The sequence below is a fragment of the Gracilibacillus salitolerans genome, assembly GCF_009650095.1.
GTDB classification, from domain to species: domain Bacteria; phylum Bacillota; class Bacilli; order Bacillales; family Amphibacillaceae; genus Gracilibacillus; species Gracilibacillus salitolerans.
In genome coordinates this window covers 4,841,964-4,864,735 of record NZ_CP045915.1, presented here as the reverse complement: position 1 = coordinate 4,864,735, position 22,772 = coordinate 4,841,964, and the positions used below count along the sequence as shown (strand labels likewise).

The 22,772-nt window shown below is 39.2% G+C and carries 22 protein-coding genes, 1 pseudogene and 2 riboswitches; of the genes and pseudogenes, 12 read left to right on the top strand and 11 right to left on the bottom strand.

The window, feature by feature from the left end; translation table 11 throughout:
* Window positions 1-442: 442 nt before the first annotated feature.
* On the top strand, window positions 443-4,072 hold the full coding sequence (locus tag GI584_RS22735; RefSeq protein WP_153792729.1) for an Ig-like domain-containing protein: 3,630 nt from the start codon (window positions 443-445) through the stop codon (window positions 4,070-4,072).
* Window positions 4,073-4,157: 85 nt separating this feature from the next.
* Here GI584_RS22735 and GI584_RS22730 read toward each other — a convergent pair.
* Window positions 4,158-4,451, bottom strand: a pseudogene (locus GI584_RS22730) (winged helix-turn-helix domain-containing protein); the annotation flags it as partial.
* 561 nt (window positions 4,452-5,012) lie between these two features.
* Here GI584_RS22730 and GI584_RS22725 point away from each other — a divergent pair.
* From GI584_RS22725 to GI584_RS22700, 6 genes are all read left to right on the top strand, one after another.
* Window positions 5,013-5,360 (top strand): hypothetical protein, encoded by a 348-nt coding sequence (locus tag GI584_RS22725; RefSeq protein ID WP_153792728.1) that lies wholly within the window; start codon window positions 5,013-5,015, stop codon window positions 5,358-5,360.
* 107 nt (window positions 5,361-5,467) lie between these two features.
* Window positions 5,468-5,980, top strand: a complete 513-nt coding sequence (locus GI584_RS22720) for an HAD-IIIA family hydrolase (RefSeq protein WP_153792727.1) — start codon at window positions 5,468-5,470, stop codon at window positions 5,978-5,980.
* Between the two features lie 123 nt (window positions 5,981-6,103).
* Window positions 6,104-6,454 (top strand): hypothetical protein, encoded by a 351-nt coding sequence (locus GI584_RS22715; RefSeq protein WP_194842074.1) that lies wholly within the window; start codon window positions 6,104-6,106, stop codon window positions 6,452-6,454.
* Window positions 6,426-7,361 carry a prenyltransferase/squalene oxidase repeat-containing protein gene (locus GI584_RS22710; protein ID WP_153792726.1) on the top strand — a complete coding sequence of 312 codons (936 nt, stop codon included), beginning with the start codon at window positions 6,426-6,428 and terminating at the stop codon, window positions 7,359-7,361. The genes GI584_RS22715 and GI584_RS22710 overlap by 29 nt, the downstream gene beginning before the upstream one ends.
* A gap of 16 nt (window positions 7,362-7,377) precedes the next feature.
* Window positions 7,378-7,968 (top strand): DJ-1/PfpI family protein, encoded by a 591-nt coding sequence (locus tag GI584_RS22705; RefSeq protein ID WP_153792725.1) that lies wholly within the window; start codon window positions 7,378-7,380, stop codon window positions 7,966-7,968.
* A 30-nt stretch (window positions 7,969-7,998) separates the two neighbouring features.
* Window positions 7,999-8,709 carry a class I SAM-dependent methyltransferase gene (locus tag GI584_RS22700; protein ID WP_153792724.1) on the top strand — a complete coding sequence of 237 codons (711 nt, stop codon included), beginning with the start codon at window positions 7,999-8,001 and terminating at the stop codon, window positions 8,707-8,709.
* Window positions 8,710-8,919: 210 nt separating this feature from the next.
* On the opposite strand, the gene GI584_RS22695 is transcribed toward GI584_RS22700, so the two are convergent.
* Window positions 8,920-9,759: a bifunctional 5,10-methylenetetrahydrofolate dehydrogenase/5,10-methenyltetrahydrofolate cyclohydrolase gene (locus GI584_RS22695; protein ID WP_153792723.1), complete on the bottom strand. Its 840-nt coding sequence runs from the start codon at window positions 9,757-9,759 to the stop codon at window positions 8,920-8,922.
* A 49-nt stretch (window positions 9,760-9,808) separates the two neighbouring features.
* Window positions 9,809-9,892: riboswitch (ZMP/ZTP riboswitch) on the bottom strand.
* 186 nt (window positions 9,893-10,078) lie between these two features.
* On the opposite strand from GI584_RS22695, the gene GI584_RS22690 reads away from it, so the two are divergent.
* Together GI584_RS22690 and GI584_RS22685 are read left to right on the top strand one after the other, a co-directional pair.
* Window positions 10,079-10,543 (top strand): GNAT family N-acetyltransferase, encoded by a 465-nt coding sequence (locus GI584_RS22690; RefSeq protein WP_153792722.1) that lies wholly within the window; start codon window positions 10,079-10,081, stop codon window positions 10,541-10,543.
* A 483-nt stretch (window positions 10,544-11,026) separates the two neighbouring features.
* A complete protein-coding gene (locus GI584_RS22685; protein WP_153792721.1) occupies window positions 11,027-13,060 on the top strand; it encodes a catalase in 2,034 nt (677 codons plus the stop codon).
* A 75-nt stretch (window positions 13,061-13,135) separates the two neighbouring features.
* On the opposite strand, the gene GI584_RS22680 is transcribed toward GI584_RS22685, so the two are convergent.
* From GI584_RS22680 to GI584_RS22670, 3 genes are all read right to left on the bottom strand, one after another.
* Window positions 13,136-13,315: a hypothetical protein gene (locus GI584_RS22680; protein WP_153792720.1), complete on the bottom strand. Its 180-nt coding sequence runs from the start codon at window positions 13,313-13,315 to the stop codon at window positions 13,136-13,138.
* A 331-nt stretch (window positions 13,316-13,646) separates the two neighbouring features.
* Window positions 13,647-14,513, bottom strand: coding sequence for an SDR family oxidoreductase (locus tag GI584_RS22675; protein WP_153792719.1), 867 nt, complete (start codon window positions 14,511-14,513; stop codon window positions 13,647-13,649).
* Window positions 14,514-14,526: 13 nt separating this feature from the next.
* Window positions 14,527-14,706, bottom strand: a complete 180-nt coding sequence (locus tag GI584_RS22670) for a small, acid-soluble spore protein, H family (RefSeq protein ID WP_100358613.1) — start codon at window positions 14,704-14,706, stop codon at window positions 14,527-14,529.
* Window positions 14,707-14,999: 293 nt separating this feature from the next.
* On the opposite strand from GI584_RS22670, the gene GI584_RS22665 reads away from it, so the two are divergent.
* Window positions 15,000-16,121, top strand: a complete 1,122-nt coding sequence (locus GI584_RS22665; RefSeq protein ID WP_153792718.1) for a GGDEF domain-containing protein — start codon at window positions 15,000-15,002, stop codon at window positions 16,119-16,121.
* A gap of 155 nt (window positions 16,122-16,276) precedes the next feature.
* On the opposite strand, the gene GI584_RS22660 is transcribed toward GI584_RS22665, so the two are convergent.
* Together GI584_RS22660 and GI584_RS22655 are read right to left on the bottom strand one after the other, a co-directional pair.
* Complete coding sequence (locus GI584_RS22660) at window positions 16,277-16,990, bottom strand: DUF421 domain-containing protein (RefSeq protein ID WP_100358615.1); 714 nt, start codon at window positions 16,988-16,990, stop codon at window positions 16,277-16,279.
* A 184-nt stretch (window positions 16,991-17,174) separates the two neighbouring features.
* Window positions 17,175-17,909 (bottom strand): MerR family transcriptional regulator, encoded by a 735-nt coding sequence (locus tag GI584_RS22655; RefSeq protein WP_153793051.1) that lies wholly within the window; start codon window positions 17,907-17,909, stop codon window positions 17,175-17,177.
* Between the two features lie 114 nt (window positions 17,910-18,023).
* Here GI584_RS22655 and GI584_RS22650 point away from each other — a divergent pair, with 114 nt between their 5' ends.
* Together GI584_RS22650 and GI584_RS22645 are read left to right on the top strand one after the other, a co-directional pair.
* Entirely contained in the window at window positions 18,024-18,752 is a 729-nt protein-coding gene (locus GI584_RS22650; protein ID WP_153792717.1) for an EcsC family protein, read from the top strand.
* Between the two features lie 250 nt (window positions 18,753-19,002).
* A complete protein-coding gene (locus GI584_RS22645) occupies window positions 19,003-19,614 on the top strand; it encodes a hypothetical protein (RefSeq protein ID WP_153792716.1) in 612 nt (203 codons plus the stop codon).
* 55 nt (window positions 19,615-19,669) lie between these two features.
* Here GI584_RS22645 and GI584_RS22640 read toward each other — a convergent pair whose 3' ends face one another.
* The 4 genes from GI584_RS22640 to GI584_RS22625 form a co-directional block, all read right to left on the bottom strand.
* Window positions 19,670-20,086 carry a DUF4395 domain-containing protein gene (locus GI584_RS22640; RefSeq protein WP_153792715.1) on the bottom strand — a complete coding sequence of 139 codons (417 nt, stop codon included), beginning with the start codon at window positions 20,084-20,086 and terminating at the stop codon, window positions 19,670-19,672.
* A gap of 107 nt (window positions 20,087-20,193) precedes the next feature.
* Window positions 20,194-21,360, bottom strand: coding sequence for an MFS transporter (locus tag GI584_RS22635; RefSeq protein WP_153792714.1), 1,167 nt, complete (start codon window positions 21,358-21,360; stop codon window positions 20,194-20,196).
* A 25-nt stretch (window positions 21,361-21,385) separates the two neighbouring features.
* The gene (locus GI584_RS22630) at window positions 21,386-21,760 is read right to left on the bottom strand and encodes a PilZ domain-containing protein (protein ID WP_153792713.1); all 375 of its coding nucleotides are present in this window, start codon (window positions 21,758-21,760) and stop codon (window positions 21,386-21,388) included.
* A gap of 1 nt (window position 21,761) precedes the next feature.
* Window positions 21,762-22,469, bottom strand: a complete 708-nt coding sequence (locus GI584_RS22625; protein WP_153792712.1) for an HAD family hydrolase — start codon at window positions 22,467-22,469, stop codon at window positions 21,762-21,764.
* A gap of 214 nt (window positions 22,470-22,683) precedes the next feature.
* Window positions 22,684-22,765: riboswitch (ZMP/ZTP riboswitch) on the top strand.
* The last annotated feature ends 7 nt before the right edge of the window (window positions 22,766-22,772 follow it).

The window sequence follows — 22,772 nt, the reverse complement described above, 5'->3', positions numbered from 1 at the left end:
CTTGTAATATTAATTTCCGGGTAAACATTAGCAACCTGGTACGATAACATTACCATATGTAAGACCAAGACCAGGATCAGAACCTCTTTTTGCTTGATTTCTAGTTTTTATAAAAAAATCAGTTCTCTTTTAATGATACCGTGACAGGACTCTATACATGCATTGTCGTAACAGTTTCCCTTTCTGCTCATACTTGTAATCATTCCATTTTTCACCATGAATAATATCTCCAACCGGTCTAAATTGTTTTTGTATATAATTTGTAAGAATGGTTAGTTGTTACCGTTTACATTACCATTTAATATGGCATGGAAACATCTAAATCTAACCAATCTAATAAACAGAGAGGAGGAACTGTTTTCATTAACAAAAGCTCCAAAACTATATATCGATAGAAGCTTCCTTCTGCCAATAGTGACAATTTAAATAATGGAGGTATAATATGAGGCGATTTTTCCATTTCATGCTATGTTTTGTTATCTATTTTTCCATTCTGCCTATGTTTAGTCCGATTGTCAATGCCGCGGCCGAAGAGAGTACAGCATCCGAACAACAGGTACCGGCCTTTCCTGGTGCGGAAGGGTTCGGTAAATATACCACCGGCGGACGCGGCGGCGAGGTTTATATCGTAACGAATGTAAATGATTCTGGTCCCGGCTCCCTGCGGGATGCCGTGAGCGAGAGCAATCGAACCGTCGTATTTGAGGTGTCGGGCAATATTTTGTTGGATTCTCCCCTTTACATTCAAGGAGACAACATTACGATTGCAGGACAGACCGCACCGGGCGACGGCATCACCGTAACCAATCACTCCACCTATATCGAAGGGAACAACATCATCATCCGTTACATGCGTTTTCGTATGGGTGACCGTACGGAGTCGACAGCAGACGCATTTTCCGCACGCAATCGCAGTGATTTGATCGTAGACCACAGCTCCATGTCTTGGGGTGTGGACGAGATCGCCTCGGCTTACGATATGCGGAATGTCACGATCCAGAATTCCATGATCTCTGAAGCGCTGCATATGACGGATCATGACAAAGGGCGCCACGGCTTCGGCGGGATATGGGGAAGCCATTCGTCTTATCTGAATAATATTATTGCACATAATTCCAGCCGTAATCCTCGTTTCAAAGGTACATTGGACAATGATAAGGGATATGATTTCCGCAACAATATTATTTACAACTGGAACTACTATGCAGGTTATGGCGGAAACGAAGCCGATGTGAACGTTGTGAATAACTATTACAAATACGGTCCGGATACGAGAATGGATAAGCGCGCGCAAATGATTGAGCTTCCGGAAGGCAACAGCAACTGGTACATTGACGGAAACTTCGTATACGATTTCCCTGAAGTGACAGAGGATAACATGCTAGGCATCGTGGAACATCCGACGGCCAATGTTTTGGACGAGCCGGTGGATGTACCGGAAGCTACGACCCGCACCGCACTGGAAGCGTTTGATTATGTATTGCAAAATGCCGGAGCCACGTTGCCGAGACGTGATTCGATTGATGCACGCATCGTGGACTCTATTCACAACGGCACAGGCAGACAGATCAACTCGATCGATGAAGTAGGCGGCTGGGCGGATTTCCGCAGTGCAGAAGCGCCTGCAGACTCGAATCGGGACGGGATACCGGATGATTGGGCGGAGCAGCAGGGAGTCGATCCGATGGACGATACTTGGGCGAACCAAGTCACCGAGGAAGGCTACACCAACCTGGAAGTATATTTGAATTCCATCGTTTCCGACGGGCATCACAACCCGGAGATTGCCATCACCTCTCCTTCCATAAATGATATCTATGAAGCCGGTGAAACGGTAACCATCAACGCGGAATCCAGCGTGGAGAACGCCGAGATTGATAAGGTTGTTTTTTATAACGGAACGGAAGTGCTGGGCGAAGTTACTTCCGCCCCCTATGAGTGGAATTGGAGCGATGTGCCCGAAGGTACGCACTTTGTATTCGTTAAAGCTTACAGCAGCGAGGGCAGACAAACAGATTCCCAGGTCATTCCGATTCATGCCAATATCACGAATGATATTGCTCCATGGTCATCCGCAGACATCGGGGAAACGGGAATCCCCGGTCATTCCGCAATTGTAGACGGTACCTATGTGGTCAAAGGCGACGGGAACGTGACGGCTGATCAGGATTCCCACCACTTTATGTATCAGAAGGTAAGCGGAGATATTGAAATCACAGCGCAAATCCTGAGCGATACGAAAGTTGCCCCTCACAATCGCGAGGGCGTAATGATTCGCGAGTCGCTGGATGTCGGTTCACCACTGGCCATGAGCGGGATCTCGGTGCGCGGCGAGGATCGTGTTGGGGTATTTTACCATCGGCAGGAAGAAGGCCGCGCCGTCGATGAAACCGATCCGATTGTGGGTCCGACCACTCCTTACTGGGTGCGTTTGACGAAAATCGGCGACGTGGTTACGGGTTATATTTCTGAAGACGGGACGCAATGGCAGCTCGTCTCCTCGATGAAATTCCCGGATGTGGACGAAGTGTATGTCGGTCTCGCTGTCGATGCAGCGAACGAGGGCAATCTGATTTCGAATTTGAACCGGGTAGCCTTCGACAACGTCACCGTTGAGCAGCTTCCGCCGGTTCCGCTCTATCCGAAAGAGTTCAGCATTGCCCGGGGCGAGGAAGCATTGTATCTGGAATGGTCGGAAGCAGAAAGGGCCACGGAATATCTCGTGGAGCGAAGCACCGTCAAGGACGGTCCTTACGAAACGATCGCAACCGTTGCGGATGCCGTTTACTATACCGATACAAACCTGGAAGAGGACGTGAATTATTTCTACGTCATCCGAGCGGCGAATGAATACGGGGACAGTTCTTTGACTTCAGAGGAAAGAAACGGCGCGTTGTTAAGTGACGAGCCCCTCTATACAAGACTATTGGATGCCGACTTCGAGGACCAGGCCGTCGGAACACGCCCGCCGGATGGTTTCGAAGGCCGTCCCGACACGGACAACAATTATGCTGCTGTAGTCGACGTACCGATGAGCTCCTCCGGCAATTCGTCGGATCAGGCCGTCATGCTTTACGATGACAGCAGCTCGCATACTTATCTCACCCGCAATTTCGAACCGCAAACCGGCAAGATGGTAGTGGAAACCGAATATATGCAGGAAGAGATGAGCACCTTCGGCAGAGCCATCCGCGTCATGGACGGCGGCAGAAATAATGTGGAGATATTCACCGGTAACGGAAGAGGATGTGAATATGAATATTGCTGGTATTTCCGTTATCAGGGGGATGCCGCGCTTATTCCGGAGAACAACCGGTTCTCGCTCAATGAGTGGTACCACGTCCGCATCGAGATTGATGTGCCGGCGCAAGAATTCTCCCTTTATATTAACGGCGAGCATTCGGGCACTCTTCCCTTTCAGGGTTCAGCATCGCAATTGAATCAGTTTGAGTCCCATACTTGGGGCACTTCAGAACAATATCTGGATGATATTCAAATCAGCTCCGCTTCCCTGGAGGCGCCGCAAGCCGTTCAAGCGGTGAAGGAGAACGAATCGACGGTGCCCATTCGCTGGGATGCAGTTGAAAATGCGGACCACTATAATGTTTATCGCCGATGGAATGGGGACCGCTACCATTTAATTGCTGCGGAGCTATCCTCGCTTGAATTCACAGATGAAGTGGAAGGGGATGGAACGTACATCTATGCCGTGGCAGCCTACAACTCCGGCAGCGGGGAAGGAAGCTATTCCGAGCCGGTTGAAGTGATCGTGGACGAAAGAGCCCCGACGATCACGATTACCAATGAATCGGATCACCCCGGCAACGAGTTCGACGACATGGCGACGGCAGGAGAATATACGATCACCGGCTCCCTCAATGAGGCAGGAACCGTTTGGATTGAAGGGCAGGAATGGACAGTGGAAGAGGATCAGACTTTCTCCGCTGTGGTATCGCTTCGGCGCGGCCGAAATCGGATTGAAATCAACGCAGCAGACCTTGCCGGCAATGAAGCCGATCCGGTCGTCTGGGAAGTGGTTGCCGTTAGCGACAATGCTCCCGCTGAAGGGTAAGGCTGGGTTATAATCATTCTTTATCTGATTTTAAATGGGCTCCCCCGAATTGAGCATTCGCTTCCTTTTGGGGGATCTTTCTTTGTCTTCTGCCATCGCCCCACACGGTTTCGATATACTGTGGCGGCTTGGAGGGGTCGGACTCGATTTTTCCCCTGAGCTTGCTGATGTACACGGTGACCGTAGCCAGGTCGCCAATCGAATCAAGCCCTCAGATTCGCTCGAACAGCTCATCCTTGCTGAACACCCAGTTCGGATGCAGCGCAAGAAACAACAGCAGGTCGTACTCCTTGGAGGTCAGGCTCACTTCTTTCTCATTTATCGTCACCTTGCGCAACAGCTTGTCTATGTGAACCCCGCGGATACGCAGCTCGTCCTTGCCGCCCCGGCATCGGGCGCCTTCTGGCTTGTCAGCCGCTCAAAGCGGGACCGGCCAAAGGGATTGAATTTGATGCAGTTGTTATTCCAAATGCCTCAGAAACAATGTATCCGGTGAAGCAGAACGAACACTTTTTTATACCGCGTGTACGATGGCGATGCATGAGTTGGTGATGTTAACAGATGGAAAGCGCAGCCTATTTAGTGCCGGAAGATAAATATATGGTGATAAATGGTTAAGGATTTCTTGTGTCTCTGAAAGTTGAATAATAATAGTCAAAAAAATAAGCACCGTGTCAGCTGTGATTTACTTACTGGTACCGGTGCTTTTAATTAATTGGGAATTCCACTATTTGCTGCATTAGTTTATCATGGTGTTGAGTGACAGTAAAGTTGTTATGCAATAGATTGCGATTGTGGCATAACGAAGACACAGTTCCCTTTAATTTTAGTGAGAAACTGGGTATAAATTTTCCGAAAAGGTATGGATTTTTATGGTAAAATAAATATAAGCTGACGAAGTTAATACCAATATGAATTTAGTTCAAAAAGGAGAAGTAATATGGGTTATTTTTTTAGCTTTGTTTTATCAGTTGTTCTTACTACTTTATCTTATTTTTTAGGTAGTCAATTAATCATGAATGATATAGCTATCTGGCAATCTGTTGTTATTGGCTTTTCAGTAGTTTCGTTAGGTGCACTTACAGAAAGCTTAGGCGCACCAATATGGTTAATTGTGTTAGTACCAATCCCGATTGGTATGTTGCTACTGTATCTATTTCTAAACAAACCACTCCATATTTGGCTTCTTACATACATAACAGTTTTAGCACTGTACACAGTTATCCACGTCATCATGAGTTACTTTTTTCGATTCCATTCTTTAATTCCAGCTTGGAGATTATCATAATTGGTACTTTAACAACTAGATTATTAAAGTTTTTATTTTATTCCATTACGGGTAATTGGCAATTTCTTTAGTTTTTATATAGGGCAGTTTAGATTGGGGGAAAAGGGGTGAAAGTTGCATTCTTTGACAGGGATGGCACAATCATTGAAGATTATCCAGACCATGAATGGAGTAGCTTAGAGTATCCAGTATTTTTAGAGGGAGCAGTAAATACACTCAAAGAAGTCACAAGGAAGGGTTATAAAATAATTATCATTACAAACCAATATATTATTAACGAAGGATATATTACGATGGACCAATACCACCATATTACAAACCAAATGATATGTGAGTTAAAACGTCAGAATATTGAAATACATGATATTTATTTTTGTCCACACGGTAAAAGTGAAGGATGTAATTGTATAAAACCAAACACCGGAATGATTGAACAAGCAATGCAAAAATATCCAGAAATTAATCTGGAAGAATCCTTTATGATTGGTGATTCAGTAGAGGATTTAAGATTAGCTATTAATATGGAAATCAAAGGTTTTGGAATAGGTATAGATGTTGAGTTCCAAGAAGATAACATATATCAATTGAAAACTGTAAAGGATTTACCATCATATATTTAATAGTTATAAAGAAAAATGGCAATAACAAAATGAATGGAAATAATGAGTAATGAAAATTAAAATACTAGATCAAAAAAATAATATTTTTACCTATTAGTAAAATTCCGTGTATGGAGGGAGTTTGTGCAAAAATTTAATAAGAAATGTCTAAAGTGGAGTTTGCTTGTTTGTATCATGCTAACGTTAATTATTCCTAGTAATGTTGCAAGTGATAATGATTGGTGGGGCAGTTACTATTTCGGTTTTCCATTAGAGTATATAACTATTTATCAGCATGAACCATACAGTAGCTGGTTATTTTCTAACGTATTTAATGGAAATAGCGGCATGCATTTTAATATCGGCGGTTTGCTTTTGAATATCCTCATTATCTTTCTAGTACTTCAGTTTCTATTAAAAAGATTCGTACAAAAAGACCAAAACAAATTCGAGGAGGGGTTTTCAAATGAAATTAACCAAACAATCAATAGGTAAGTCAAGTTCCTGGATCAAACGAAATGCCAGACCGTTAGAGGCTGCCCGGTGGAGCTATCTTTTTGAAGGTGCACCCCGAGATGAAGTGATTCATTATTTATCTGCTTTTCAAAATGAAGACGGAGGGTTTGGTCATGGTATTGAACCAGACTTCTGGACACCAGATTCATCCCCAATGGCTACATGGGCAGCAGGACAAATTTTAATGGAAATAGGAGCAGGATCTGACGAACAGATTGTAAAGTCTATGCTTTCGTATTTATCAAAAACCTGCAATGAAAGTACAGGAATGTGGCCGTCTGTGCTGCCTGAAAACAACCAACACCCCCACGCACCATGGTGGCATTGGAGAGAGGGAGTTCAAGATAACTGGATGTTCAATCCTAGTGCAGAATTAGCTGGATTCTTAGTCCATTGGTCCCCAGATAATAGTGAAACAGCACAGTTAGGCTGGAAATTGATAGATAAGGCAATTGATCACTTGATGAGTAGTGATCAAATGGACAGTCATGAGATCAATAATTACCAGCAATTATTAAAAATCATCACTAGATATGCTGATGACAATCTAATAAGAGGCGTCTCAGTAAAAATAAATACACTAATAGAAAATTGTGTAGATAGGGATGTTTCGGCATGGTCAACCGGGTACAAACCTCTCCCACTTGACTTTGTTAATGTCCCTGATCATCCTCTTTATGAAAAAATGAGCAATTTAATTAAGCAGAATTTAAACTTTTATATCGATCAACTATCTGCGGAAGGTACTTGGGATATTTCTTGGGAATGGGGAAGCTATCCTGAGGAATTTGCTGTGGCCAGAAGGTATTGGAAAGGCATCCTATTAATAGATAGGTATAAAACTTTTAAATCATTCGATCTTTTAGATGATATAGAAAAGTTATAAGGCGGGTGGGATATTTATGCGTTCTTGGAGAGTAGGAATTTTTATATTTAATGATGTGGAAGTGTTAGATTTCGCAGGTCCATTTGAAGTTTTTTCTGTTACAACATTAGAAAATGAAAATAAACCATTTAAAGTTGAAACAGTGTCCGAAAAAGGTGATTTAGTCTACGCTCGTAATGGCTTAAAGGTACAGCCTGATTACAGTTTTTCAAACATGCCTACATTTGACATTTTGATTATCCCTGGTGGATTTGGTGCGAGGGAACGAGAAATTAATAATCCTTCTGTAATAAACTGGATTGCAGATGAGATGAAAAAAATTCAACTAATGACTTCGGTATGTACTGGTTCATTACTACTAGCTAAAGCTGGATTATTAAAAGGTAAGAGGGCAACAACCCATTGGGCTAGTCTTGAACGTTTCCGATCAGAGTTTCCTGACACAGATGTTATAGAGGGAGTAAAGTTTGTAGATGAAGGAAATATCGTTACATCTGGTGGAATATCAGCGGGAATCAATATGTCATTTCATATTTTAAAACGGTTATTAGGTTCCGAGGTAGCCAAAAATACAGCTAAAAGAATGGAATATGATATTGTTATTTAGCCATTAAATAAATTTTTAGGAGAAGTTTACATGAGCAGAACTGATTCGAATAAAAAATTAGATTTAAACAGAATTATTTTTATTGGAAGAACGTTTCAAGAATATTTAAATATGTTTTCGCTTTCAATAGATGAACTAAAAGGAAAGAGAATACTAGATTGTCCAGCAGGAGCTTGTTCGTTTACTGCTGTTGGTAACAAATCAGGATTGGAGATAACAGCCTGTGATATAGCATATTATCATTCGGTTGAAAGTTTAAAAAACAAAGGGCTTCAAGATATTGAACATGCAATGGAGCATATGGAAAAAGCCAAAGGCAATTATAAGTGGGATTATTTCAGCGATATAGCGAGTCTTAGAAAAGATCGTTTAAGTGCCTTACATGATTGTACAAAGGATATGAAGATAGCAAATGAAAAATACATTGCTGCAAATCTGCCTTCCTTACCGTTTGAGGATGCTGAATTTGACATTCTTCTTTCTGCGCATTTTCTGTTCATGTATGCAGATAGATTGGATTATCAGTTTCATATAGAAACACTCAAAGAGCTATTAAGGGTGACGAAAGAGGAAATTCGTATCTTCCCTATAGTTGATTTAACAGGAAAACGATATAATCACTTAGATAAAACAATACAATATCTTATCGAGAAGGGCTGCATTGTCGAAGAAGTAAAAGTACCATATGAATTTCAAACGAATGCTAACTCTATGTTAAGAATTAAAAGTGGGAAGTCCTGAAATGGGAAAACTATAACATGTTCTGAGCTCTTTCTTGGATATCTGGTTCTCCTCCTTGGATATCTAGCGCTCTTCCTTGGATATATGCCTTTATCCAAGGAAGAAGGATAGTTTTCCAAGGAACAGAAACGCTTATCCAAGGAACAGAAACACGAGCATCAATCTTGATGCTCGTGTTTTGCTATGAAACAAGTACTTCTGTCTCTGCCCCTATGTTAAAGTTTTTTCTGCTGAATCTACAGTATGCTTTAATAAGGTTGCAATCGTCACAGGACCTACACCACCGGGAACCGGAGTAATGGCACTTGCCACGTTGTAACAAGATTCATAATCTACATCACCGATATTACCTTTGTTATAACCCGCATCTAAAACAATGCAACCATCCTTTAACCAGTCACCTTGGATGAATTTAGGTTTACCTATCGCAGCAACGACAATATCTGCTTGCTTTAAAATATCAGGTAGATTTGCAGTTTTTGAGTGACATGTTGTTACAGTAGCGTTTTCGTTTAAAAGTAACGCAGAAACTGGTTTTCCTAAGATGGGACTTCGACCCACAACAACAGCTTGTTTTCCTTCAATAGTTATCTGATAATACTTTAAAATGTTTAATATAGCTGCTGGGGTACATGAAGGATATTCACCAAATCCTAATGCTGTTTGTCCGTATCCTGCACTTGTTACGCCATCTACATCTTTTTTTAGGTTAATGGCTTCGAAAGCTTTACGTTCATCAATGTGGGACGGTACAGGATGCTGTAGGAGAATGCCGTGAACAGCGTCATCATTATTAAGTTCTTGAATAGCGTCAATTAATTCTTCTGTTTGAATATCTTTTGGTAATTGAATACGAATAGATTTTATACCAATTTTCTCACAAGCATTTCCTTTCATTCTTACATACGTTTCTGAAGATGGGTTATCTCCAACCAGGATAGTGGCTAGGCATGGAACAATCCCCTTTTCAGTTAAAGATTCAACACGTTTTTTTAAATTACTCTTGATTTCTTGGGCTACAGCTTTACCATCCAAAATGAGTTTATTCATCAAACCCCTCCTAAAATGAAATAAAAAAGAGATAAGGACCTATTGTCCTTATCTCTGCCCAGACGACCCGACCATATAAAACACAGCTCCCTTGTGGTTTATTCCACAAATGCCGTCAGTTACTGTGTCTTTAAACTTTAGGTATAGATTACCACATTCTAATTTAATGTCAATATCTTACCACCTATGAACTAAAAAAAAGGAATCTGATCTTGGTAATATAAATGTGAATGAATCTATACCATATTAAAAAGTATATATAAAAAGGAAGATCTTATTTAGGCTTTTATGATAATTATTTAGATTGCGGGAAGATAACATGGAGATTATTGAATTGCAAGAAAAAGATAAACTGTTTGAAAAAGCACTTCAAGTATTTTGGGAACAATGGGGAAATGAGCATAACTACAAGTTCTATGAAGATGCGATGATTCATTCTTGTACTACTAAATCAGATATTCCAAGATTCTATGTAGCTGTGGAAGGAGGGGATATCATAGGAACCTATGCTTTAATCAGAAATGATATGAATAGTCGTCAGGATTTGTGCCCTTGGCTAGCTTGCTTATATGTTAATGAAAAACATAGAGGCAAAGGTATTGGAGCTATGCTATTACAACATGGTCTGAAAGAAACTGCTAAAAAAGGATATGAAAATCTTTATCTATCAACAGATCTTGAAGGCTATTATGAAAAATATGGTTGGAACAATAGTGGCGTAGTATATGGAGTAAGCGGTGGCTATATCAAACTGTATGAAAAAGAGACAGGTCTCAACCAGTAGATAAGATACCTCCGTTTTAATATCTAGAAGAATCAAAGAAGTGAAGGTAAAGAATGCTTGAACTCTGATTAGTTGCGCTAACCAAATTAAAAGGATGAAGCCCTCATAACCGATAGCGATTTTCTTCCCTTTGCTATATAAGGAGAAATGTTTTGCTGGATTTAAAGAGGTCCAGTTCGCGATTATTTCCAGGGAAATATTATGTTTTTTGACAAGTTCTAACATGGTGTGAACAAAATGCAAAGAACAGTCTGTATGTGCTAATTTTTTAGTAGTCAAAAAATTTGTGATTGTTTTACTTTCAGTGTAGAGTGTAAGTGTTTTTTGTTTTTCCTAAGCGAGCTATTTCTTTCATCCCTTGAATGAGTGTTTCGTCATCTGTGGTTTCAAAAGGTTTATTGTAAATAGCACGTTTTATTTTTTTTCTCACGGGAAGAGGGATTCTGTAATGAATTCTCATCAATTCCACAAGGAGGAATTAACGTGAAGAGTCATAACAACAAGAAGGAACAGTTAGAGCAATATACAAGAGACGACCGTGGGAAGAAGATGACGACAAATCAAGGTGTAAAGGTTCATGAAGATGAGTTCTCCCTAAAAGCAGGTGAACGTGGCCCAACCTTAATGGAAGACTTTCATTTTAGGGAAAAAATGACGCACTTTGACCATGAAAGAATTCCTGAAAGAATCGTACATGCACGGGGTTTTGCTGCTCATGGAGAATTTCAAGTGTATGACTCGATGAAAGAATTTACGAAAGCTGACTTTTTACAGGACCCATCAAAAAAGACGCCGGTATTTGTAAGGTTTTCAACCGTAGCGGGCAGTAAAGGATCAGGAGAATTAGCTCGTGATGCACGTGGATTTGCTACGAAATTTTATACAGAAGAAGGAAACTATGATCTGGTAGGCAATAATATACCTGTCTTTTTCATTCAGGATGCGATGAAATTCCCTGATTTAATACATGCAGTAAAGCCTGAACCACATAATGAAATGCCACAAGCAGCTTCTGCCCATGATACGTTTTGGGATTTTGTAGCGAACAATCAGGAATCTGCGCATATGGTAATGTGGACAATGTCAGACCGAGCGATTCCGAGAAGCTTTCGGATGATGGAGGGGTTTGGTGTGCATACATTCCGCTTTGTCAATGCAGAAGGCAAATCCCATTTTGTTAAATTTCATTGGAAACCATTATTAGGAACGCATTCAGTAGTGTGGGATGAAGCACAAAAAATAAATGGTAAAGATCCGGACTTTCATCGACGAGACCTTTGGGAATCTATTGAAAATGGTGACTATCCTGAATATGAGTTAGGGGTCCAAATGATTCCTGAGAAAGATGAATTTAACTTTGACTTTGATATATTAGATCCAACCAAGTTGTGGCCAGAAGAAGACGTACCCGTGAAGATTATCGGCAAAATGACATTGAATCGAAATGTTGATAACGTATTTGCAGAAACGGAACAAGTAGCATTTCACCCTGGTCATGTTGTTCCAGGAATTGATTTTACCAATGATCCATTGTTACAGGGACGTCTTTTTTCTTATACAGATACACAATTAATTCGATTGGGAGGACCCAATTTTCACGAGCTACCCATTAACCGATCGGTCTGTCCATTTCATAACAATCAACGAGATGGTTACGGTAGACAAACGATTAATCGAGGGCCTGTAAGTTACCATAAGAATTCATTAGCTCAGAATACTCCAGAAACATCAACAGAGGCAGAAGGTGGCTATAAACATTACGAGGAAAAAATAGATGGCCATAAAGTACGTGCCCGCAGCGAAAGCTTTAAGGATCATTTTTCGCAAGCAACGTTATTTTGGAATAGTATGAGTGACGCCGAGAAACAACATATTATGAATGCGTTTAGTTTTGAATTAGGAAAAGTAGAAAGTGAATCTGTTCAAAAACAGGTAGTCGAGATGTTTTCGAATGTAAGTACAGAACTGGCGCGAAATATCGCAGAAGCGATAGGTGTTGAACCTCCTGAGCCAAAAGAAATTAAAATGAGGAAATCCTCACCGGCACTTAGCCAGGAAAGTACAGTGAAATCAGTGGTAACAAGAAAAGTAGGTGTGATTATTGGTGATGGTTTTGATGGAACAGAGTTACAAGCGATACTGGAGAAGTTGAAGAAACAGCAAATAATAATAGAATTTATAAGTGATCGATTAGGTTCAGTGAAAGGTGAAAATGGAGCAACATATCAAGTTGACCATACCTTTTTAACAGCAGATTCAGTGTTGTTTGATGCTGTTCTCATTGCTGGTGGTAACGAAGAAAATAAGGACTTTTATAAGAAAGCCACCTTATTTGTCCATGAGGCGTATTCTCATTTCAAGCCAATAGGTGCTATCAAAATCGGAGAAGATCTTCTTCATGTCGATGATATGAAAGTTAGCCCAGGGGTTGTTCTAAGTAGAGATTCCGAAGACTTTTCCAAGGAATTTGTAGATGCGTTAGCAGCACACAGGCATTGGAACCGAGACGTTGTGTAAAGATGCAATTGAATGACAAAACCCAAGGTGAAATGTTCTTCACCTTGGGTTTTTCTTTATGAATAGTTATGATGTCTATACTTTAGATTTCAATTTTTCCAAGAAGCCTATTTTTCCACTTCCTTCACATGTTGAACAAGCCATTTCCCCTTCACCAGCACAAGTTTCACATTTGTGAATACCATAATCGATACCCTCACCAGAACAATCTGGACAACGTATTAATCCTTCACCACTACAACTTTTACACCTCATACAGAATTCCTCCTTCAATTTTTTTGGAGCAATAACTATTTAGGCTAGCGTTAAAACTGGCTGTGAAGTTCTTATCCTATTAAGCTCCACTTGCATTAATAATAACATATTCATTAATGCCTGTGTGTAAGATGTTGAGGACTAGCTACATAATATCAACTCCTCATGAGATAATCTTACAAATTCATCTTATGAATATCTTAATTATTAAATACCACCGAAATATATTTTTAATCATGAAAAATGGTTATTTCGTCCTTTGTAATGAAATTGTAATATTATGAGAATGAGAAAAGCTGAAACACTATTCTAAGTGTTTCAGCTCTTTCATTTAGGAGGAGGTCCATGATCCCCCATTGATATGAATGGCTTGGCCCGTCATATAAGAAGCATCATCTGAAGCAAGCATGACATATGGCCATGCATGTTCTGAAGGTTGACCGGGTCTTCCCATTAATCCATCCTGACCAAAGTTTTCAACTTGGTCTTCATCGAAAGAAGCAGGAATAAGCGGTGTCCATACCGGCCCTGGTGCAACAGAATTGGCTCTTATTCCTCTTTTGGCAAGGCTTTGAGCAATACTTCTTGTGAAGGCAGTAATAGCTCCTTTTGTAGCAGAGTAATCCATTAATATACCATTGCCCTTATAAGCATTAATGGATGAAGTATTAATAATACTATCCCCTGCGTTCATATAACGAACTGACGCTTTAATTAAATAGAATTGGGAAAAGAAGTTTGTTCTAAACACTTCATCAAATTGTTCATTGGAGATGTCTTCAACATCTTCCTTCACATATTGGATAGCTGCATTATTGACTAAAATATTTATTTGACCAAAGGCTTGAACCGTTTCTTCTACTAATCTTTCACAGTAATCGGGCTCTTTTATGTCACCAGGTAAAAGGATACACTGTACACCTTCTTGTTCTACCAGGTGTTTTGTCTCTTGTGCATCTTTATGTTCATCCAAATAGGAAATAGCTACATTGGCGCCTTCTTTTGCATAGGTGATTGAAACGGCTCTGCCAATGCCACTGTCACCGCCTGTAATCAAGGCTGATTTACCGGATAACCTACCAGATCCAGTATAACCTAACGGCTGATGTGGCAAAGGCTCCATTTTATATTCCAAACCAGGCTGCTTCGTTTGTTTTTGTCTTGGTGTGGATTCATTTTGCATATTAAATGGTTGCATGTTCTACCTCCATTTATTCTTCTACTAAATTGGTAACATCAACTTCAAAAAGTCCTTCTGAGCGTTTGGTATATCTAACTAAAGCTTGCTGCGTTTCGTCATTCACATCCTCGATATAGACATATTTACCGTTATGGACAACATCTTTCATAACCGGATCATCTTTAATTTCTTTTGCTCTCATTAGATTCATTAAACGTAACCTCCTTAGTATTTTTTATTGCTTATATTTTTCGATAACCTTTAGAATCGCTAATTAAACATAAGATTCCCATTTGAAAAGAAATTGTAACGTCTAGATTAATACATGGGAAAAAATGTGTTTCATATAGGTCTTGAGTCTCTGCTTTACTTTTGGAAAGAAAGGATATGGTTTTTGTTAGTTATTCTTCCAAAAAATATAAGCTAATTGAAAATAATGGGTGTATAGTCCTAATGATCTGTGTATAATAGAATTAACTTGGATATGAGAAAGGTGGGTAAAGAATGGCAAGCACAAGACCGACACGCTTAAATAATAAGATGTGGACAAAGAAAATACTCTATATCTATTGGTTAATGGTAATAATGGCCTTTTTAGGACAAATAATTGGCTTATTAGTAACCATCTATTATACCCCTGATTATATTGGTGGTTTTATTATACATAAAGTAATAATCTCTTCCTCTATTCAAGTTAGTATTTTATTGATTACACACTACTTAATTAATCATAAACAAATATACAGTTCAAGATTATTAACGATTTCTGGTACGGTTCTAGCACTCGTAACTATTATCAGCCACCCTACAGTGTCTGGATTGAAAATTCTTCTTTTATTAGCGATGGCAGTTGTTTTAATTTATTTTGATAAAAAGAAACTACGTTTTAGTTTAGTTATTAATCTAATCGCATTAACCTCCCTATATGCATTACCATCCATAAGAGAAGCAGGAACTCTTTATGAGTATTTTTCCTATCACTTTGTACTACTTGCGGGCTATATGGCTTATCTCATCGTTATAGAAAGAGGAAATGAAGTATTTCAATTCCTTCAACGAGCAGCAGAAAAAGAAAAGGAATTAATTGTGAAAAGTGCCATGATGGAACGATTATCAAAGATTGATGCTCTAACTGGTCTTTATAACCATAAAACATTCCATGAATATTTAGATTTTTTGTATGATCAAAGTATTTCACAAGGGATGCCACTACAACTTGCTCTACTAGATATTGATAATTTCAAAATGATTAATGATTTTTATGGTCATAGTAATGGCGATATAGTTCTGAAGCGAGTCGCAGATGCGATATCGGAACAGGTGACAGAAGATGACATTGTAGCACGCTATGGCGGGGAGGAGTTTGCGATTCTTCTTACAAATAAAAGTTTAGAAGAAGCCTGCGAAACAATTGAAAGTCTCCGATTGTATATAGCGAATCAAAATCACGAAGAATTGAATGAAAATATAACGGTAAGTATTGGTTTAAAAACGTTAACTGAGGATATTTCAAAAGAGCTCTTTTTTCAACGAGCAGATCAATTACTTTATAAGGCAAAACGAAGTGGTAAAAATCAAGTAATGTATAAACAAGAGGATAGTCATTTAGCTGTTCAAGAAACTTAAATGGTAAGTTAGTTTGTGACTTTAGCCGTGGGATTGCCAATGTATCCACAACTAACCTCTCACGACTAAAGACGAGCTTTTAGGGGGTACTAACATGGCTTCAAGGTATTGATTTTCATTACTGTATAGGTGCTTTAATCCTACTTCTGAAGTTTTTAATGTTGAATAGGAGGAGTCTCCATAAATTGATCTTCATAAAGTGAAATATGAATTTCATTTAACAGGTTAATGGAAGCAAAAAAAACATCTTTTGGATTCGTTATGCCTATTTTTGTAAGCTCTGCCTGCAGCCACTCCTCATTAAGATTCCTGGCCGCCAAGACTTTGCTGTGAACTATTCCTTCAACAATAACCGGATAGGAAATTTTAGAGGTAGGCTGGTCAATTTGTAAATCTTCAGCTGTTACTGGATTTTTTTCCGGTTTTTTTAATACACTTAATGAGCCATTTGCCTCAATAATAGCTATTTCGACTTCCCTGCTATCAAAAACTCCTTTATCTCTTAGCATTTGTAAAATGTTATCAATAGAGAATCCGGTATCTTTTAAATTTCGTTGAAGAAACGTTCCATCATATACCACAATGGTTGGCTCAAATGTTATCAATCTGCCAACCCGTCTGTTTGCAAGTTTTAAATAGGATACGATTTTTTGCAAAAGACCAATTAGAATAACAGCGGTGATTGTAGGAATATGGTCAATGTTTGGATCCGCAATATCTGCACCGACGACAGAGGATAACGTAATGATCACAAGAAAATCAAATACTGGAAGTTCTCCAATTGCTCTTTTCCCCATGAAGAGAGTAATGATGAGTAGTAAAGGGAGAATGGTAAGCACTCTGGCGATAATAATCAGAATGTCAGACATGTACAAACACCTCAATAACATAAGATTTAAGGTTATGTTCTCCTTGTTTGATTGATGCATACATGGGAAGGACGCTTAGAAAGGGTATCAACCATTAAAAAAGAGCAAATACTATGCAAACCTTCTTTGATTCTGCCAAAAAAATGATCAAAGGTACTATGACCAATGATCAATATGTTTTAGCTTATTTTTGATTTGTTGCGAATTCATTCATGGCTTCACTCATGAATTTGGCCAAGCCCTTACCAAATTGATCAATATTTTCAGTGAAGCGTTCATCCTGTACATACATCATTCCTAATCCTTGGAAGGCCTCCGGTGTATAGGTAGTGAAATGGTCGTTTAAAAAATCATACCACTTTTTAATGGTTTGTTGTGCTTCCTTTGAAGTGGGATCCAGGTGCCGAATGGCTGCTAATTCTTTGTATATCTGATTCATTTCATCTTGCAGTTCCTTGGTCATGCTCTGTGCTTTTTGATTGGCTTCGTCTACCTTCTTATCCCCCCAACGTTGTCTTGCTTCTTCTTCATAAGGGTTGTTAGTGAAATCAAAGCCTTGGAACTTTTCTTTTCGACTCATGTGGTACACTCCTTTCTCGTTTTGGATGGTTTTTTCAATCGTTTCGAGCATCCTGTTAATTCTTTGTTGTTTATCCAGTAACATGTTTCGCTGCATATCTAGTGCTTCCAATCGGTTATAATGAGAACTAGACATGATTTCTTTGATTTTCTTTAATGGAAAATCTAATGCTCGAAAAAATAAAATTTGTTGAAGGGTTGTCAAGTCTTCATCGGAATATATACGATAGCCATTTTCCGCGGATTTGGCAGGTGATAAAAGTCCGATTTCATCATAATGATGTAAGGTGCGCACACTTACACCAGTTAATGCTGCTACTTCTTTTACTTGCATGCTGATCACCCTTTCAAATGAAGCTTAAGCTATAACGTAACGTGAGGGTCAAGAGTTTTTTGAAACTTTTTATATGACTATACGTATGGATGACTACGAATAAAAATGGAGAGATGTGACATGAATCAATATGAACAACAAGCATATCAAGAAATGCTTGAATGGGAATTAAAGATATTAAAGAAAAAGAGTACTTTTCAACAGTTATCAAAAAAAGCACAAAATAAAATCAACAGTTATATACCGGAAAAAGCACATCAAATCATGACAGAAGCAATTAAACATATGGTTCAAACGACATTAGTTGGTTCTGATTTTACCACAAGGAAGAGCCAGGATGTCGGAAATTCATTAGAGGATAAGGAAAAAATAATTCAGCAGAAATTAGAGAACTACCGCAAGACCGCTATGATTGAAGGTGCTGGAACTGGAGCTGGTGGTATCTTCTTAGGTTTGGCTGATTTTCCATTGTTATTATCGATAAAAATGAAATTTTTGTTTGAAGTGGCAACGGTTTATGGTTTTGATACATCGAGGTATGAGGAAAGATTATTTATCTTACATGTCTTTCAGCTGGCGTTTTCGAATGATTATAAAAGGAGAGAAGTGTATCACTTGATTAAGTATTGGGAGAAAGAGAAAGACCGCCTTGCAGATATGGATTGGCGTGTCTTCCAGCAAGAATACCGCGACTATATTGATCTCGTTAAATTACTGCAAATGATACCTGGGCTAGGAGCTATCGTCGGTGCCTATGCCAACTACAACCTTCTCGATCAACTTGGCCAGACCGCCAAAAATAGCTATCGGTTGAGAGTGTTGGGTAGAACAAAAATACAAGGGGAATGACCAATTTTGCGTTCTCTTCCCCTGTGCTTCCTTCAAACTAAACTGACTTTTATTTTTTTGCAGGAATTTGCAACATTACCTCGAATAATATATTATGTGTGTTTTTATGCAATAAATTTAAAAAGAGAGGATTGATGTAATGACTCAAAGAAATGAAAAAAATGACTTCCGGTTGTCAAAACCGCGAGAAAGGACTGTGAAATTCCGGCATGAAATGATGCTGTCCGAGGAGCTTCGGGGAGAATTGCTTATGAATGTTTATTTAAAGTTTGTGAAATATGCTTATCAAAAATACTTGCCAGATCTCAGTCCCGTTTTCGAAGAATTTGCTAATGATTATAATATCCCCGCAAATAAGCACGACCCTATTGTTGAAAATCTTTTTTGGTGGCGCCTCATCTATGAAGTAAAGTTAAATCCTTCCTTTAATTGTTTCCGAGACTTTGTAAAAGAAAATAAACGCTACTTCCAAAATTGGCCTGTTTTGAAATCATGGTTCCAGGAATGGCGACATGTCACTCCAGCGTACTATTATATCGGTAATCAAATTGGTGCCAATGCTTTTGTTGCAGTCGATATTGAGACGGAGAAAACATTAGAAATTTTCCACCCTCTGCCCACCTTTTCCTATCCAAAGCAAGGATCGATCGCTGCCGGTATTCTCCTTCCTTTTTGTGATTCCTTATATTTCCCTATCGGAGAATTTTATCAATTTGATATCCGCACAAGAGAAGATGTTGCAAGGCATTTGCGGCATTTCCAAGAGCAATTACGTGATGAAGAAGATCGCTATGAAGTATTTATGCGCATATTCTCTTCTTTACTAAAAGTAGAAGAGATATCGTTGAATAACAGAGTGTGAGCAAAAAGCATGCTATCTTTTTCCAGATAGCATGCTTTGATGACAAAGGGACGGGTTATCCTCCTCCCTCAGAACCTCTTTTATGTCTCCACATCGTGTAGCGATAACGGATGGTGCAGCCGATACAGTATCCAGCAAGGGCGAGACCAGAAGCTATTACAACCATAGTACTGAAAGTGTAAGCGAGCCAATTGATTTGCAGTGTAAAGAATAATAGCGATAGCCCAATACAAACTGTAGCAATCCATTGGTTAAAGATTTGTTGTGCTTTATCTTCTGGTGGATAGGCGTTGGCTGGTTTTGTCAAAAAGTTTTTCCCTATTCGGATTACCGGGTTATTTTTCGTTAGTAAGGTAATGACTCCGGTGACAAAAGGCAATATTAAAATCATCGGGTGAATGAACAAACCGAATAAAACAGTGATTAATATAAATGTTTGGTTTGTTTGAACGAGTGGTTTAGGGATAGACATTGGAATCCCTCCTTTAGTGTTAATCCAAGTATACACAGTAATTCAATCGTGTTAAAGTCGAATATATAAAAAAGCACGCTACCCTCCCAGATAACATGCTTTCATTATTATGCGTGTCCCACTGTGGTATTTGTACGACTCCTATACAAATAATAAATACCTAGAGCCAGAACGGATAAAATGATACCAGATACGTAGGGCATAATTATCGCCATCCCGTACAACATTCCACCAAGTGGTGGTCCGACAATTCGGCCTAAGGAATCGAAAGACGATAACAGTCCAGTAACTTGTCCATAGCCGGATGTTGCTTTTTTCGTTAGCAGTGATGATACGCTTGGACGAATCAAACCATTCCCTAAACCAAAGACAGTCAGAAATATCGCTGCGGTAAGGAAATTCTGTACAAACAAAATAAGTGTAAAACCGATAGCGGAGACGATGATTCCGATTTGAATCACATTTCCTTCTCCTAATTTTTTCGTCATTTGGCCAACTAAACCACCCTGAACAATTGCTCCTGCTAAACCCATGATCATAAAGATATAGCCAAGCTCAACCGTTCCAAGACCGGCACGATCATACGCAAAGTAGGCAAATGTCGCTTCAAGCCCTGCTAAAGATACCGAAACAAACCATTGCAAAACATATAAATTCGCAGTAGGTGTTTTAAATGCTTCTAATAAAGGTGGTCGTTTTTTTCCATGTGCTAGACCTTTTTCAGTTAACGATTCTTTTAGGACAAGCGCAACTAGTATAAAGGTAATCAAAGAAGAAATACCTGATAAATAGAACGGAATCGCTAAATTACCGGAGGAAAAGACACCACCAATAGCAGGACCGAAGATAAAACCAAGACCTACAGCTGCACCGATAATTCCCATTCCTTTACCACGATCTTCTTCACTTGTTATATCTGCCACATATGCCGTTACGGTAGGCATGTTGGCAGCAGATAATAACCCACCAATAATACGGGCGGCAAATAACATCCATAAATGTGTTGCTAGGGCAAGCAAGAAAAATGATAGTGCCAAACCGGCAATACCAATCATTAATACAGGTTTTCGTCCAATTTTATCAGAAATTCTTCCCCACATTGGGGCGAATAAAAATTGCATAACCGAATAGGTTGCCATTAATAAACCTAACTCAAATGGTGATGCGCCAAGTTCTTCTGCGTAAAAAGGCAGAACAGGGATAATAATTCCGAACCCCACCATCACAAAGAACATGACAGCAAATAATATGCCTAGTACTTTTTTTGAATTCAACAATCTCACTCCAAAACGAAAGAAGTCAATCCTGGTGGAAATGATTATCTTTCACATAATGTTTTAACTCGTGAACAATGGAACTCGATGAATCGTCACTAATATGCAAGTCAATGCCATAGAAATAGCCTTCTCGGTAATTCTCATCTTGCCAAACGATTTCACCGGTAACTGTATGTTCAGACTGTAATGTAAAGGTTGTTCTTACTTCAATCTGATTTTTCTTGTAGTACAAATCAAGTTCAGTAGAAAGCTTTAATCCTCTAGGACTTATATCATAAATAAATGCTTTCCCTGTCTTGCTTTCTATATGTTCATCATTTATTTTCATAATTTGAAAAGTAGCCTCTAAAGGAACTTCAAATGCATAACGGAAGCCTTCTTCTCTTTTGTATCGCAAGCTAATCCCTCCACTTAGATGCAATCGTTAAAATGTCTTCAGGTGATTCTACGGTATAATCAGGTTTTACTGTATGTTGTGAAGTTTTTCGTTTTCGATGGTTCATCCAAACGGCATTCCATCCTGCTTTTTTTGCTCCGAAAATGTCATTTTCAAATGAATCGCCAATATAGAGTGTTTCTTGTTTCTCTAACTTTAGTTTTCTCTCAACGTGTTCAAAGACTTGGATGCTAGGCTTCGAGTGCCCAACGTCTCCAGAGACAAAAATGTGATCAGCAGGAATCCAGTTTGTGAGCTGGAGCTGCTTGACTTTCCTCATCTGATGGTCGAGCTCACCATTGGTTAAAACCGCTAACTGTTTACCTTGCCCGGACAATTGTTCGAGCAGTTGTCTCATCGGATCAAACAATTGTATTTTTTGCAGTTCCGCTAAATATACTTCCTGGAAATGAACTGCTTGATCATAGCTGAGGGCTATTCCAAATTCTTCGCAAGCTTTGGTAATGCGGTAAGTTTGTAATGAAAGAGCAGTAATCTCACCACTCATATACTTTTCAAAAACTTCATCACTGTATTTTCTGCTTATTTTATATAAAGACACGATCTCCGATTCGGAGAAGGATGTATCTAACTGCTGAACAACCGCCTTTCGAAAAGGCTGTAACTGATCGTATAATGTGTCATCAACATCAAAGATTATCGTCTGCATGTTATCATTCCTAGCTTTTTATTCTACCTTAGTTATTTTATCACACTTTTCAAATGTAAACTGTTACGAATTTCTTACTTATTTATTTGCGAAAAAGTATAGACTAAAAATACTGCTAAATGAAGATACAAAGATATAGAAGTATTAATTAGAACATTCACAAAGAATTTAATTGAAAAATTGTGTGAATATTGTTATAATTTTCACAAAGTAATAGGCTGCGTGTAACTGGCGAGGGTGCGGATTAACCGCAAGGGAGCACGTAGTATCGATAGCCGCTCGCCTGGGCAAAGGTAAGGATAA